Origin of the sequence: Micromonospora krabiensis, from assembly GCF_900091425.1 — a bacterium.
Classification (GTDB): domain Bacteria; phylum Actinomycetota; class Actinomycetes; order Mycobacteriales; family Micromonosporaceae; genus Micromonospora; species Micromonospora krabiensis.
Genome location: NZ_LT598496.1, coordinates 1125238 through 1139094, shown reverse-complemented (window position 1 = coordinate 1139094; position 13857 = coordinate 1125238). Strand labels below are relative to the sequence as shown.

The window sequence follows — 13857 nt, the reverse complement described above, 5'->3', positions numbered from 1 at the left end:
CTGGTGGGTCAGCTGTTCCAGTGCTGGCCGACGAGGTCGGCGGCCTGCTGCTCCCACTGGGCGTAGGCGTCCGGGTAGGCCGACACCTGCACCGTCTGCGCGGCCTCGGTCAGCGGCATGTCCTGCCACCCGTCGACCTGCTTCAGACCCTTGAGGAACGCCTGGGTCGAGTAGATCGGATCAGTGATCTGCTCCGGCGTACCCCAACCCGAGGACGGGCGCTGCTGGAACAGGCCCAGCGAGTCGTGGTCGTTGCGGTCACCCAGGTGACCCAGGTTCTCCAGCTTCGACTCCTGCAGGCTGGTGGCGATCGAGATGACCGCGGCCCGCTCGTCCATACCCGACTTCTTCGTGCCGGCGATGATCGCCTTCACATTGCCGGTCTGCTCGTCGTTCAGGTCGATCCGCGACTGCGCACCCTGGGTGCCGTGCGGAATCAGCTTGCCCTTATCCACCGTGCTCTTGTCGGTCTGCACGACCGCGACAGGCTTGGCGTCCACCGCGGGGGTGGCGGCGTGGGCGGCGATCGGACCACCGGCGATGCCACCGGCGAAAGCCAGACCAGCAATACCAAGAACGCTCTTACGCATGATCGTGTTCATGTCAGAAGCTCCAATGTTCGGGGGTGGAGCCCCACACCAACCCTGGGGGTGGGCCGGTATCGGGGCGGCACCGAAGAACCGGCGCCCTGCAAAAAGGGGGGGAAAGTCTTCGGGGGTCCCGGCGACCGGGTCGAGCCGGAGGGGCTCACCGCGCCGGGTCCATCTCCAACGACCCGCCGCCCGCCACCATTCCGGGGGCCCGCCGATCGCCGGGGTTCATGTCCAACGACCCGCCGCCCACCGTCATTCCGGGGGCCCGCCGATCGCGTGGTCCATGTCCAACGACCGGGGCCGGGCCGTCATTCCGGGCCCTCACCCACACCCGCCAACCCGAGAAGGCCAGCAGGCCAGGGCTCCTACCTCGGCCGTCAGGGGGTATTCAACGCCCCCGACCAGGCCACCATTCCGCCGACCGAGTGGCCCCGACCACAGGACCGCAACCCCCAAACCCGGACATCCCACCCACCCGAACAAGACAAACCCCCCACCAGGCACCCCCGGGAGCGGGCAGGGCTTACGGATCTTGGACGATTGAGGCCCCCAGAGGGGCCACAGCTCACCAAGATCTCCAAGACCTGCTCGACCACCACCCCGAGCCAGGCAACCCCGATCCAGACAGATCGCCCAAACGCCCCGGCGGACACCGCAGTCCCCGTGAACGGCCCTCGCGCCGGCCGTGATCCACTCCAGATCAGGGACAGCGCGGTGTCCGACCGCGCCCCGGACACCGCGACATCACGGAAACGCAGTCGATCACCGATCGCCGCTCACGGCGCCGAGGGGGCGTGCACCGGACAGATGGACCGGACAATCACCCGCAAGGGACCGCGCGGCCGACCGGGGCGGACGGGGTCCGGACAGACGAAACCGGCCGGCCCCGTAGGGCCGGCCGGCTTGTCGTCGTCACCTCACCAGAGCTGCTGGACGATGTCCGCCGCCTGGTCCTCCCACTGGGCGTACGCGAACGGGTACGCCGACACCTGCACGGTCTGCGCGGCGGTGGTCAGCGACAGGTCCTGCCAGCCGTCCACGTTCTTCAGGCCGGTGAAGAAGGCCGTGGCCGCGTAGTCCGGGTCGGTGATCTGCTCGGGCGTGCCCCAACCGGACGAAGGGCGCTGCTGGAACAGCCCCTGCGAGTCGTGGTCGTTGTACGCGCCCAGGTGGCCGAGGTTGTACAGCTTCGACTCCTGGAGCGACGTCGCGACGCCGATGACCGCGCCCCGCTCCCCCACGCCGCTCTTCTTGGCCGCCTCGATGATGGCCTTGGCGTTGGAGATCTGCGCGTCGTCCAGGGGGATACGCGACTGAGCGCCCTGGACACCGTGCGGGACCAGCTTGTCCCGGCTGGGCTGGCCGGCGTGCGGCTTGCCGCTGCGGGATCCGGTGGTCAGACCGGACTCGACGCTGGTGCCCCGGTCGTCCGCGTTGCCCTTGCCGGTGGCGTAGTTGATGGCGGCGGCAGCACCCTCGGAGGGCCCGGTGGTGATGGGGGCCGCGACCGCGGTCGGCCCGAGAGCGAGGCCGCTGAGGACGGCCACACCCGCCACGCTCAACGCGGTCTTGCGGTAGTTGTCCTTGCCGATGGCCGTGAGCCACCGACTCGGGTCGAGCTTAGAGTCCTTCGCGATGGCCGGGAGCCATCGGTTGAAGTCAAGCTTCACGATGGTTGCCCTTTCGATCGTGCGAAGCGCTCCGGGGTGAGCACTCCTCGGGGGTGTCCGCGGCGGAGATGGGTTTGGGCTCCGGCGGTACGGGGGACACAACCAGGTTGGCGTGTCGGGCATTCCGGAAATGCCCGGCGGGCGCTGGCCGTGGTCCCGGTCACACGGGGATCCGGACAGCCCACGCCGAACGGCACGGCCGGGACATCGGTCAGCGGTGCCGAACTGACGCGAACGGTCGCACACGGGCCGGTCGCGGACTCGGGGGTGCCAAGCACCCGAATGGCCCCGGCGGACACCGCCGTCGGTTCAATCGATCTTTGTGACGGCGAGGGCTCGGCCGCACGGGGCGCGAATCCTGCTCGCGGGCAGCAACGCGGAGACGCCCCGGTTTGTGCCCGGGCCGATCGCGGGCCTCACGGGCCCGGCCAGCAGCGACACCACAGCTCCCCGCCCCGCCCACTCTCTGGCCCGGAGCCCCGAAGCGGCCGCGTCAGTTACGCGGGGCGCTCAGTCGTCCGGTCCGGCGTGGCGAGCTCCTGGAAGACGGTGATCTGGAGGCCGGCGGGCGCGCCGAGGCGGGAGTTCAGCGACTGCCACGGGGTGACGGTGGGCGGCGCGATCTGCTCGGCGCCGGCGGCGACCAGCCGGTCGGTGGCCGTACGCGTGTCGTCGACCTCGAACGCCACCCGGAGTCGGGGGGCGACCTGCCGGCCCACCTCGACCTCGTCGATCATCCGCTTCTGCGCCGGGTTGGCGATCTCCAACGTGGCTCGGCCGGCGTCCAGGATGACGACGCGGGCGTCGCCGTCACCGACGAAGGCCGCCTCCTCGGGCAGGCCGAGCGCGTCCCGGAAGAACGCGACCGCCGCCTCGTAGTCCTCGGCCTCCACGACGAGACGCAGTTGGCGGACGGCGGGCGGACGGTCCTCGGACTCTCGGCTCACGCCACCGATCCTAGGGTCCGGCCGAGCACGTCGACACCGCCCCCGGAGGGGCATACGGCCCGGGGTGGCACGGCACCACACCGGCCGGCGCCGGGTTTACAGTGGGGAAACGTCGACCGGGAGGCGATTGGTGACTGCGGTGGGGGTGGTGGTCGACCAGGTGTGCCTCGTCAGGCGGGCAGCGCCGGCGCGGACGGGAGGCCGGCCGGTATGACCGGACCGGACCCGACCGCCGGCTCTTCGACCGGCGGTCTCGCCCACGAGGGTTTCTTCTACCGCGACGCGACGCACCTGCTCGCCGTCACGTCCCGGTTCATCGAGGACGGCCTGGCCGCGGCCGAGCCGGTGCTGGTCGCGCTGCCCACCGCCAACCTGGCGCTGGTGCGCGACGCGGTCGGCGAGGCGCCCGGACTGCACTGGACCGACATGGCCGGCGCCGGACGCAACCCGGGTGCGATCCTGCCGTGGGTGCTCCAGGCGTTCGTGGAGCGGCACCCGGGTCGACGGACCCGGGTCGTGAGCGAGTCGGTCTGGCCGGGGCGCGGCCGGGCCGCGTACCAGGCGTGCGCGCAGCACGAGGCCCTGGTGAACCTCGCGCTGGCGGGGCGGGGGCTGCGGTTGCTCTGCCCGTACGACGCCGGTCTGGACGAGACGGTCATCGCCGACGCGCACGCCACCCACCCCGTGGTCGAGGACGGGCAGGGTCGACGGGCGAGCGGGGGGTACGCGCCGTCCGATGTGGTCGTCCGCTACGACAAGCCCCTGCCGACGCCGCCGGAACCGGTCGCGGTCCTGGAGTTCGGCATCGAGACGCTCGCCGACGTACGCCGGTTCGTGACCGGACACGCGGCGGAGGCCGGGCTGCCGGCGGACCGGGTGGCGGACCTGCAGATCGCGGTGACGGAGCTGGCGGCCAACAGCGTCACGCATGCCGGGGGCGGCGGCACGTTGCACGTGTGGCGCACGCCCGACGAGCTGGTCTGCGAGGTACGCGACGACGGTTGGTTGGCCGACCCGCTCGCCGGCCGGTTGACGCCGCCGCGCGACGGCGAGGGCGGGCGCGGGCTGGTGATCGTCCATGCCCTGTGCGACCTGGTCCTGCTGCACAGCACCGCGGCGGGCACGACGGTCCGGCTGCACATGAGCCGTTCGCGGCGGCGCTGACGGGAACGGCGCCCACCCGGGCCGGGCCGACCGCCCGAGCAGGCCGACCGGCTCGGCCGCGCGAAGGGAATGCCGACCGGCACGGGTCCGCACCGCAGCGGCACCGCAGTGGTCAGTGGCCCCGGGCGATCCACTCCTCCAGGTGCGGCGCCTCGGCGCCGACGGTCGTGTCGTCGCCGTGTCCGGTGTGCACGACCGTGTCCGACGGGAGGGTGAGCAGCCGGCCCCGGATCGAGTCGACGATCGTGCCGAAGTCGCTGTAGGAGCGGCCGGTGGCGCCGGGCCCGCCGGCGAAGAGGGTGTCGCCGGTGAAGACGGCGCCCAGCGTCGGCGCGTGGAAGCTGCACGCGCCGGGGCTGTGGCCGGGGGTGTGCAGGACGTGCAGCCCGATGCCGGCGACCTCGACGGTCATCCCGTCGCGCAGGTCGCCGCCGGGCGGCACGTCCGGGTGGACGAGGTCCCACAGCACCCGGTCGTCGGGGTGCAGCAGCACCGGCGCCCCGGTCGCGCGGGCCAGCGCCGGGGCGACCCGGACGTGGTCGTCGTGGGCGTGGGTGGCCAGGATGGCCCGGACCTGCCGCTCCCCCACCACCCGCAGGATGGCCTCCACGTCGTGCGGGGCGTCCAGGACGACGCACTCGTGGTCGTCGCCCACGACCCAGACGTTGTTGTCCACGTCGAAGGTCTGCCCGTCGAGGGAGAAGGTGCCGGAGGTGACCGCGTGGTCGACGCGGGCGGTCACGGGAAGACCACCACCGAGCGCAGCACGTCGCCGTGGTGCATCCGGGTGAAGGCCTGCTCCACCTGGTCGAGTGCGATCTCCTCGGTGACGAACGCGTCCAGGTCGAGGCGGCCCTGGAGGTAGAGCTCGGTCAGCATGGGGAAGTCCCGGCTGGGCAGGCAGTCGCCGTACCAGCTGGACTTGAGCGCGCCGCCGCGGCCGAACACGTCGAGCAGCGGCACCTCGAGGGTCATCTCCGGGGTCGGCACCCCGACGAGCACGACGGTGCCGGCGAGGTCGCGGGCGTAGAAGGCCTGCTTCCAGGTCTCCGGCCGGCCCACCGCCTCGATCACCACGTCGGCGCCGAACCCGCCGGTGGCGGCGCGGATCGCCTCGACCGGGTCGTCCTCGGAGGCGTTGACGGTGTGGGTGGCGCCGAAGCGGCGGGCCCAGTCGAGCTTGCGGGAGTCGGTGTCCACCGCGACGATCGTCGTCGCGCCGGCCAGCGCCGCGCCGGCGACCGCGGCGTCCCCGACCCCGCCGCAGCCGATCACCGCGACCGAGTCGCCGCGGGTGACCCCGCCGGTGTTCATGGCGGCGCCGAGGCCCGCCATCACCCCGCAGCCGAGCAACCCCACCGCCGCCGGTCGGGCCGCCGGGTTCACCTTGGTGCACTGCCCGGCGTGGACCAGCGTCTTCTCGACGAACGCCCCGATGCCGAGCGCCGGGGCCAGCTCGGTGCCGTCGGTGAGGGTCATCTTCTGGCTGGCGTTGTGGGTGGCGAAGCAGTACCACGGGCGGCCCCGCCGGCAGGCGCGGCAGACCCCGCAGACCGCGCGCCAGTTGAGGATGACGAAGTCGCCGGGCGCCACCTCGGTGACGCCCTCGCCGACCTCCTCGACGATGCCGGCGGCCTCGTGGCCGAGCAGGAAGGGGTAGTCGTCGTTGATGCCGCCTTCGCGGTAGTGCAGGTCGGTGTGGCACACCCCGCACGACTGGATTCGGACGACCGCCTCGCCCGGCCCCGGGTCGGGCACGACGATGGTGGTGACCTCGACCGGCGCGCCCTTGCTGCGGGAGATGACTCCCCGGACCTCCTGGCTCACGGTTGCCCTCCTGGTTCGCGGTGGTGGGGGGCGACCGGGGGCGGTCGGCCCTGCGGCCGAACCTATCGCGATCGATCACCCCGGCACAGTCGGCGCGACGGCGGTTATCCCGCGCACGGACGGGTACGCGGGGGCACGATCCGGTCCGGTACGGCAGGAGTGATCATGAAAGCTGTGCACCTACCACTGCGGTTGGCCGTCGGCGCCTTCTTCCTCAACTCGGGTCTGACCAAACGGACCCTGGAGGGCGAGGCCGCGGAGGGGCTGCACGGGATGGCCACCGGGGCGATCCCCCAGCTACGGCGGTTCGAGCCGAAACAGTTCGCCAAGCTCCTCTCGTACAGTGAGGTCGCGCTCGGTGCCGCCCTGGTGGTCCCGTTCATCCCGTCGGCGCTGGTGGGGCTGGGGCTGACCGCCTTCGGCGCCGGGCTGATGCAGCTCTACCTGAAGACGCCGGGGCTACGCGAGCCCAACAGCCTCCGGCCGTCGCAGGCGGGCATCGCGATCGCCAAGGACTCCTGGCTGGTCGGCGCCGGCCTCACCCTCGTGCTCGACGACCTCACCCACCGCAAGCACCGCCGCTGACCCGCCGGCCGAGGCCGGCGCGGACGTCTCGGCGGCCAGCGCGCGCCGGGCCGCGTTGCGGTAGCGGAGCACCTGGACCGCGCCGAGAGCCCAGAGGGCGTACTGCACGGCGAAGGCCCAGCGGAACGCGGCCAGGTCGGGTGTGCCGCGCCCGGCCGGGGTGGCCAGGTCGAGCACCAGGCCGACGGCGAGCACCAGCACGATCGAGGCGACGAAGCCGCCGACGTTGACGATGCCGGTGGCGCTGCCGATGCGGTGCGCCGGGTTGAACGTGCGCGCGTAGTCGAACCCGATGATCGAGGCGGGTCCGTTGACGGCGAGCACCAGCACCAGCGTCACCAGCAGCCACCGTGGCGCCGGGCCGGGCCAGGCGAGCACCACTGCCCACGTTCCGGCGGTGGCGGCGACGACCGTGAAGACCAGCACCGACCGGCGGAACGGGTGCCGGGCGCACAGGTGCGCGAGGACCGGCCCGACCAGCAGTCCGGCGACGGTCATCAGGGTGAGCAGCGACGCCGCGGCCGTGGGGGTGAGCCCCTGGCCCTGCACCAGGAACGGGTAGCCCCAGAGCAGCGCGAACACCGAGCCGGAGAACTGGGTGACGAAGTGCGTCCAGAGTCCCAGGCGGGTGCCGGGCTGCACCCAGGCGGCGGCGAGCTGCCCCCGGACGTCGGCGAGCCGGGGCGGCGGTCCGGCCAGGGCGTCGGCGTGCGGGGTGTCACGCACGGCGACGAGGACCAGGAGCACGGCCGTGGCGCCGAACGCCGCGGCCACCAGGAACGCCGGGGTCCAGCCGGTGTGGTGCAGCAGGGCCACCAGGGGTACGGCGCCGAGGATCGCCCCGAGCTGGCCGAGCGTGCCGGTGAGCTGCACGACCAGCGGGTTCGCACGGCCGGGGAACCAGAACGTCACGAGGCGCAGCACGCTGATGAAGGTCATCGCGTCGCCGAGGCCGACGAGGACCCGGGCCGCCACGGCGAGCCGGACGTCGGTGGCGAGGGCGAAGCAGAGCTGACCGGCGACCATCAGCAGACCGCCGGCGGCGAGGAGCCGCCGCGAGCCGAACCGGTCGATCAGCATGCCGACCGGGACCTGCATGGCGGCGTACACCGCGAGCTGGGCGACGGAGAACGTGGCCAGCGCCGAGGCGTTGATGTCGAACCGGTGGGCGGCGTCGACCCCGGTGACGCCGAGCGAGCTGCGGTGGAAGACCGCGGCCACGTACGCGCTCATGGCCACGCCCCACACGAGCAGCGCGCAGCGGCGGGGTATCGCGGGGGCGGCGGTGGCCGCGGTCACCGGGGTGTCCGCAGGATCATGTCCTCCATCGTGCGCGGCGGCCGTGCCGCCGACCGGCGCGGGCACCGCGTTCGTGGCCTGGACCACCGCCCGGTCGCGGGTCCGCCAGATCGGGCTCGGCGGGCGGGGCAGCTGGTTATCGTGCGGTGGTACGGCGATGACGGTGCGGCGTGGTCGAACCCGGGCCGCCGGAGGAGCAGCGGTGACCGAGACCCGATCCGTGCGGCCCTGGTACCGCCGGATGACCGGCCACCGCCGGGACGAGCCACACCGCTCCGCCACGACGCTGGAGCTCTTCTTCGACCTCTGCTTCGTGGTGGCGGTGGCGCAGGCGGCCACGAGCCTGCACCACGACGTGTCCGAGGGACGGTTCGGCCACGCCGTCGGCAGCTACCTGATGGTGTTCTTCGCGATCTGGTGGTCGTGGATGAACTTCACCTGGTTCGCGTCCGCGTACGACACGGACGACGACGTGTACCGGATCACCACCCTGGTGCAGATCAGCGGCGCGCTGATCATCGCGTCCGGCGTCCCCCGGGCGTTCGCCGAGGGCGACTTCAGCACGATCACCTACGGGTACGTGGTGATGCGGCTGGCCGCGGTCGTCCACTGGCTGCGCGCGGCGATCGGCGACCCCGACCACCGGGCCGCCGCCATCCGCTACGCCATCGGCATCACGATCGTGCAGGGGGGCTGGCTGCTCCGGCTCGTCCTGCCGGAGGACTGGCGGGTGCCCTCCTTCGTGGTCCTCGCGCTGGCCGACCTGCTGGTGCCGGTGATCGCCGAGCGGCCCGGCATGACCCCCTGGCACCCGCGGCACATCGTCGAACGGTACGGGCTGTTCACCCTGATCGTGCTCGGCGAGGTGGTGCTGGCCACCTCGGTGGCGCTGCAGACCGGCGTGGACGCCGGCCAGCACGATCTCTGGTCCCTGGCCGCCGCCGACGCGGTGATCGTCTTCGCCCTCTGGTGGCTCTACTTCGACCGGCCGGTCGAGGTGTCGACCCGGCTCAGCGAGGCGCTCTTCTGGGGGTACGGCCACTATCTGGTCTTCGCGTCGGTCGCCGCGGTCGGGGCCGGCCTGGCGGCGGCCGTCGACCAGGAGCGGCACCTCGCGCACCTGTCCCGCACCGCCGTCGGCTACGCGGTCGCCGTGCCGGTCGCGGTTTACCTGCTCACGGTCTGGGTGCTGCACGTCCGCCGTCGAGAGCGGGGTGCGCGGGCGGCGGCCTTCCCGGCCACGGCGGGGCTGGTGCTGCTCGCGCCGCTCGGCCCGGCGCCGGTCCACCTCGTGGCCGTCCTGCTGGTCCTGCTGGTGGCGAGCACGGCCGTCGCCCGCCGCCCGGCCCGTCCGGAAACGGCGGCGAACGCCCCGGAGGGGCCGGGTACCTGAACGTCGGCCACCGCGCAGCTGCCCGGAGGCCGAGGTGGCCGGCCCCGCGTAGCTGCGAGGGCCGGCCGGTGGCGGTCGGTTCAGCCGGCCTCGGTGGCCGGTCGGCGCTTGCCCGCCCCACGCGGGTCGTCGACCGTCGCGGTGAGGGTGGTGCCGGTGGGTGAGGACCAGAAGTCGAGCAGCAGCCGGTGGAACTCCGCGGCCCGCTCGATCTGCGGCATGTGCCCGCAGTCCTGGAACAGGTGGGTACGGGCCCGGGGCAGCCGCTCGCGGGCGGCGTCGAGGTGGGCCGCCGGCAGGATCAGGTCGCGGTCGCCCCAGACCACCAGGACCGGCACGTCGCGCGCGGCGAGCTGCGTGAGCAGCTCCTCGCGCCACTCCGGCCGGGCGCCCCGGAAGCCGCCGAGACTGCGCAGGGTTTCGAGCAGGACGCGCGGGGCGTACGGCTGGCGGGCGACCTCCAGGGCGTACGCGACGCGGTCGGCGGTGGCGAACGACGGGTCGTGGAAGAGCGCCCGTTCGACCCGCAGGGCGGACCGGTGCCGGGGGCGCAGCATCAGCCGGCCCAGCGGGCGCAGGGAGAGCAGCCGCAGCGCCAGGGCGACCTCCTGGCCGAAGCCGGCGCTGGCGACCAGCGCGAGGCTGGCCACCCGTTCGGGCTCGGTGACGGCGAGCTGCATGGCCACCGCGCCGCCCAGGGAGTTGCCGACTAGGTGGGCGGGCTGGTCGACGCCGACCGCGTCCAGGTAGCCGGCGACGAAGCGGGCCAGCGCCGGCAGCGAGTACGGCTCGGTCATGGGCAGCGACCCGCCGTAGCCGGGCAGGTCGACGCTGTGCACCCGGAACCGCTGGGCGAGCAGCTCGTGCTGCTCGGTGAAGTCGCGCATCGTACGGCCGATGCCGTGCAGCAGCACGACCGGCGGGCCGTCCCCGTCGATCCGGTGGCGCACCCGGCGCCCGGCGACGGTGACGTGCCGGGGACGGTCCCGGGTGTACGCGGCTCCGGGGGATCCGTTGACGGCTACGGGGTTCGCACGGCCGCTCGTGGCGCTCACGCTGACTCCCTGGCGGTTTCGGCGGCCGGCTGCGGTGCCGGTCGCGGGGCGGGTACGGCGACCGGCGGTGTGGTGGTCGGCGCCGTGGTGGGTGGGGTGTGGTCCGACGCCGGCCGGGGACCGGTCGACGCGGTGGGTGGGGTGTGGTCCGGCGCCGACCCGGTCGGCGCGGTCAGGGGGGCGGCGGCGGGCGCCGCCGGGCTCGGCGCGGCGGTGGCGCGCGGCGGCGTGCCCGTGCCGGTGCCTCGCAGGCCGAGGGCGACGACCCGCTGGTAGCCGCTGGGCGCCACCCGGACCAGCAGGTCGGGCAGCTTCGCGGACCAGCCGATCAGGGCGCGGCCCCGGCGGCGGCTGACGGCGCGCAGGATCACCTCGGCGGCCCGGGCCGGTGGGATGGTGAGCAGCTTCTCGAACTGTCGCCGCCCGTGCTCGTACTCGGCGGGTTCGACGCCGCTGCCGACGCGGGCGTTGGCGGCGATGCGGGTGTTGATGCCGCCCGGGTGCACGGAGGTGACGCCGATCCCGTCCTCGGCCAGCTCGGCGCGCAGCGCCTCGGTGAACCCGCGGACGGCGAACTTGCTCGCCGCGTAGGCGGTCTGGCCGGGCGGGGCCATCAGCCCGAACAGGCTGGAGACGTTGACCAGGTGCGCGCCGGGTTCGGCCTTGAGCGCGGGCAGCAGCGCGTGGGTGAGCTGCGCGACGGCCCGGAAGTTGATCTCGACGACCCAGCTGAACTCCTCGAAGGTCACCTGGTCGAAGCGGCCGCCGAGGGCGACGCCGGCGTTGTTGACGAGCAGCCGGATCCGCGGGTGCCGCTGCCGGATCTCCGCGGCCACCCGCGCGGTCTCCGCCGCGTCCGCCAGGTCGACCAGGTAGGTGTGCAGCTGCCGGTCGGGGTGGGCGGCGCGGATCGCGGCGACCACGGCGTCGAGCCGCTCGGCGTCGCGGTCGAGCAGCACCAGGTGGCTGCCGCGGCGGGCCAGCGCGTGCGCCAGGGCCTCGCCGATGCCGCTGGCGGCGCCGGTGACCACGGCCGTGGCGTCGGCGAAGTCGAACCTACGCACGCGAAGCGCTCCTCTCCTGGCTGCCGGCGCGGGCGAATCGCACGCCGGAGTCGGTGAGCCGGCCGTGCCGCATCAGCAGCACGTCCCGCGGGTAGTTCTGGTAGAGCCGCCACGGCGCGGAGACGCCCTGTTTGGGGAACGATTCCAGGCTACGCAGCACGTACCCCGCCTGGAGGTCGATCAGCGGCACCCGCTCCTCCCCCGGCGGGGGCAGCGGGGTCACGATCTGCTGGCCGGTGCGGTCGAGGTGGCGCAGCAGCCGGCACACGTACGTGGCGACGAGGTCGGCCTTCAACGTCCAGGAGGCGTTGGTGTAGCCGACGGTCATGGCGAGGTTCGGCACGCCGGAGAGCATCATGCCCTTGTAGGCGACCCGCCGGCTCAGGTCGACCTCGACGCCGTCCACGGTGAGGGCCATCCCGCCGAGCGCGAGCAGGTTGAGCCCGGTGGCGGTGACCACGATGTCGGCGGGCAGCTCCGCGCCGGAGGCGAGTCGGATGCCGTGCTCGGTGAACGTGTCGACGGTGTCGGTGACGACCGAGGCCCGGCCGGCCCGCACGGCGTCGAAGAGGTCACCGTCGGGCACCACGCAGAGCCGCTGGTCCCAGGGGTTGTAGCGGGGGGCGAAGTGCCGGTCGAGGTCGTACCCGACCGGTAGGCGGCTGCGGGCGGCGCGGCGCAGCACCCGCTTCATCAGGCCGGGCGCGCGCCGGCTGAACTGGTAGCTGGCCGTGCCGAGCACGACGTTCTTCCACCGCACGACCGGGTAGGCGGCCTTCGCCGGCAGCCACCGCCGCAGCAGGTCGGCGAACCGGTCGCGCGACGGCAGCGGGATGATGTACGTCGGTGAGCGCTGGAGCATGGTCACGTGGGCGGCCCGCTCGGCCATGGCGGGCACCAGGGTGACGGCGGTGGCGCCGCTGCCGATGACCACGACCCGCTTGCCGTCGTGCTCCAGGTCGGCGGGCCAGTGCTGCGGGTGGACGAGCCGGCCGGTGTAGCGCTCCAGGCCGGGGAAGGCCGGTGTGTAGCCGGCGTCGTAGCGGTAGTAGCCGGAGCACACGTAGAGGAAGCCGCAGGTCAGCTCGACCGTCTCACCGGTGTCCTCGCGGTGGGCGTGGACGGTCCAGCGGGCCGTGGCGCTGTCCCAGGCGGCTCGCACCACCCGGTGCCGGAAGCGGATGTGCCGGTCCACACCGTACTCGCGGGCGGTCTCCCGAACGTAGGCGCGGATCGCGTCGCCGTCGGCGATCGACTTCGGGTCGGTCCACGGCTTGAACGCGTAGCCGAGGGTGAACATGTCGGAGTCGGACCGGACGCCCGGATAACGGAACAGGTCCCAGGTGCCGCCGATCGCGTCGCGGGCCTCCAGCAGCGCGTACGTGCGGCCCGGGCGGTCGCGCTGGAGGTGGCAGGCGGCGCCGACGCCGGACAGCCCGGCGCCGACGATGAGCACGTCGACGTGGTCGCAGGCCATGGCAACTCCCGGTGCGGGGCGGTGCACCGGACCCTATCCATCGCCGTCGACGTCGGTCAACACCCTGTCGACTGACTCGACAGGGTGTCGAGCCACGCTAGGATCGACGACCATGACGACGGTCCGCGTCACCGGCGGGGGTGCGAGCCCGCGTGGGCGGCGGGTCGCGCGGTCCACCGGCGACCACCGCGAGCTGGCGATCCTCCGCACGGCGGAGGCGCTGCTGGAGCGGCGGGCGTTCCCCGACATCTCCATCGACGACCTGGCACGCGGGGCCGGCATCTCCCGCCCCACGTTCTACTTCTACTTCCCGTCCAAGGACGCGGTGCTGCTCACCCTGCTCGACCGGGTCACCGAGGAGGCCGACGCGGCGGCCGGTGACGTGCTGGACCACCTGGCCGAGGACCCTCGGGCCCGGTGGCGGCAGCTCATCGGGCGCTTCCACGACACCTTCCGGGCGCACAAGGCGGTCGCGGTGGCCTGCGCCCAGGTACGGGGCACGAATGCCGAGGTCCGGCAGCTCTGGGCGGCGGTGCTGGAGCGGTGGGTGCAGGCGACCGAGACCGCGATCGAGGCCGAGCGGCGGCGCGGCGCCGCCCCGGGCGGCTCGTCGGCCCGGGACCTGGCCATCGCGCTGAACTCGATGAACGAGCGCGTCATGTACGCCGCGTTCGCCGCCGACGGGCCGGCGGTCGCCGCGCCGGACGTGGTGGACGTGCTGCTCGACGTGTGGCTGTCGGCGATCTATCGCAGCACCGCTCCCCCGCCCGCCTGACCCAGGCT

The 13857-nt window shown here is 73.5% G+C and carries 12 protein-coding genes; 3 read left to right on the top strand and 9 right to left on the bottom strand.

Features of this window, described 5'->3' with window-relative positions; translation table 11 throughout:
- Positions 1–8: 8 nt before the first annotated feature.
- The 3 genes from GA0070620_RS04895 to GA0070620_RS04885 all read right to left on the bottom strand — a co-directional run bounded on the left by GA0070620_RS04895 (position 9) and on the right by GA0070620_RS04885 (position 3210).
- Entirely contained in the window at positions 9–602 is a 594-nt protein-coding gene (locus GA0070620_RS04895) for a hypothetical protein (protein ID WP_091588753.1), read from the bottom strand.
- Positions 603–1510: 908 nt separating this feature from the next.
- Positions 1511–2263, bottom strand: a complete 753-nt coding sequence (locus GA0070620_RS04890; protein WP_091588752.1) for a hypothetical protein — start codon at positions 2261–2263, stop codon at positions 1511–1513.
- A gap of 497 nt (positions 2264–2760) precedes the next feature.
- Positions 2761–3210, bottom strand: coding sequence for a VOC family protein (locus GA0070620_RS04885; RefSeq protein ID WP_231922238.1), 450 nt, complete (start codon positions 3208–3210; stop codon positions 2761–2763).
- A gap of 210 nt (positions 3211–3420) precedes the next feature.
- Between GA0070620_RS04885 and GA0070620_RS04880 the strand changes: the two genes are divergently transcribed.
- Positions 3421–4374, top strand: a complete 954-nt coding sequence (locus GA0070620_RS04880; RefSeq protein ID WP_091588750.1) for a sensor histidine kinase — start codon at positions 3421–3423, stop codon at positions 4372–4374.
- A 112-nt stretch (positions 4375–4486) separates the two neighbouring features.
- Here the strand turns inward: GA0070620_RS04880 and GA0070620_RS04875 are convergent, their stop codons facing one another.
- The 3 genes from GA0070620_RS04875 to GA0070620_RS04860 form a co-directional block, all read right to left on the bottom strand.
- Positions 4487–5116 carry an MBL fold metallo-hydrolase gene (locus GA0070620_RS04875; RefSeq protein ID WP_091588749.1) on the bottom strand — a complete coding sequence of 210 codons (630 nt, stop codon included), beginning with the start codon at positions 5114–5116 and terminating at the stop codon, positions 4487–4489.
- Positions 5113–6201 carry an S-(hydroxymethyl)mycothiol dehydrogenase gene (locus GA0070620_RS04870; RefSeq protein ID WP_091588748.1) on the bottom strand — a complete coding sequence of 363 codons (1089 nt, stop codon included), beginning with the start codon at positions 6199–6201 and terminating at the stop codon, positions 5113–5115. The genes GA0070620_RS04875 and GA0070620_RS04870 overlap by 4 nt, the downstream gene beginning before the upstream one ends.
- A gap of 459 nt (positions 6202–6660) precedes the next feature.
- Entirely contained in the window at positions 6661–8085 is a 1425-nt protein-coding gene (locus GA0070620_RS04860) for an MFS transporter (RefSeq protein ID WP_231922237.1), read from the bottom strand.
- A gap of 202 nt (positions 8086–8287) precedes the next feature.
- Between GA0070620_RS04860 and GA0070620_RS04855 the strand changes: the two genes are divergently transcribed.
- The gene (locus GA0070620_RS04855; protein ID WP_197677551.1) at positions 8288–9478 is read left to right on the top strand and encodes a low temperature requirement protein A; all 1191 of its coding nucleotides are present in this window, start codon (positions 8288–8290) and stop codon (positions 9476–9478) included.
- Between the two features lie 80 nt (positions 9479–9558).
- Here the strand turns inward: GA0070620_RS04855 and GA0070620_RS04850 are convergent, their stop codons facing one another.
- The 3 genes from GA0070620_RS04850 to GA0070620_RS04840 are packed head-to-tail and all read right to left on the bottom strand — an operon-like array spanning position 9559 to position 13074.
- A complete protein-coding gene (locus GA0070620_RS04850) occupies positions 9559–10533 on the bottom strand; it encodes an alpha/beta fold hydrolase (protein WP_231922236.1) in 975 nt (324 codons plus the stop codon).
- Positions 10530–11597 carry an SDR family NAD(P)-dependent oxidoreductase gene (locus tag GA0070620_RS04845; RefSeq protein ID WP_091588747.1) on the bottom strand — a complete coding sequence of 356 codons (1068 nt, stop codon included), beginning with the start codon at positions 11595–11597 and terminating at the stop codon, positions 10530–10532. The genes GA0070620_RS04850 and GA0070620_RS04845 overlap by 4 nt, the downstream gene beginning before the upstream one ends.
- On the bottom strand, positions 11590–13074 hold the full coding sequence (locus GA0070620_RS04840) for a flavin-containing monooxygenase (RefSeq protein ID WP_091588746.1): 1485 nt from the start codon (positions 13072–13074) through the stop codon (positions 11590–11592). Before GA0070620_RS04840 ends, GA0070620_RS04845 begins: the two co-directional genes overlap by 8 nt.
- 112 nt (positions 13075–13186) lie before the next feature.
- On the opposite strand from GA0070620_RS04840, the gene GA0070620_RS04835 reads away from it, so the two are divergent.
- Positions 13187–13849: a TetR/AcrR family transcriptional regulator gene (locus GA0070620_RS04835; protein ID WP_091588745.1), complete on the top strand. Its 663-nt coding sequence runs from the start codon at positions 13187–13189 to the stop codon at positions 13847–13849.
- Positions 13850–13857: the final 8 nt, after the last annotated feature.

Excerpts from the sequence above, each read along its gene's own strand:
- GA0070620_RS04835 (WP_091588745.1), top strand. The coding sequence starts at position 13,187 with ATGACGACGGTCCGCGTCACCGGCGGGGGTGCGAGCCCGCGTGGGCGG.
- GA0070620_RS04840 (WP_091588746.1), bottom strand. The coding sequence starts at position 13,074 with ATGGCCTGCGACCACGTCGACGTGCTCATCGTCGGCGCCGGGCTGTCC.
- GA0070620_RS04895 (WP_091588753.1), bottom strand. The coding sequence starts at position 602 with ATGAACACGATCATGCGTAAGAGCGTTCTTGGTATTGCTGGTCTGGCT.
- GA0070620_RS04880 (WP_091588750.1), top strand. The coding sequence starts at position 3,421 with ATGACCGGACCGGACCCGACCGCCGGCTCTTCGACCGGCGGTCTCGCC.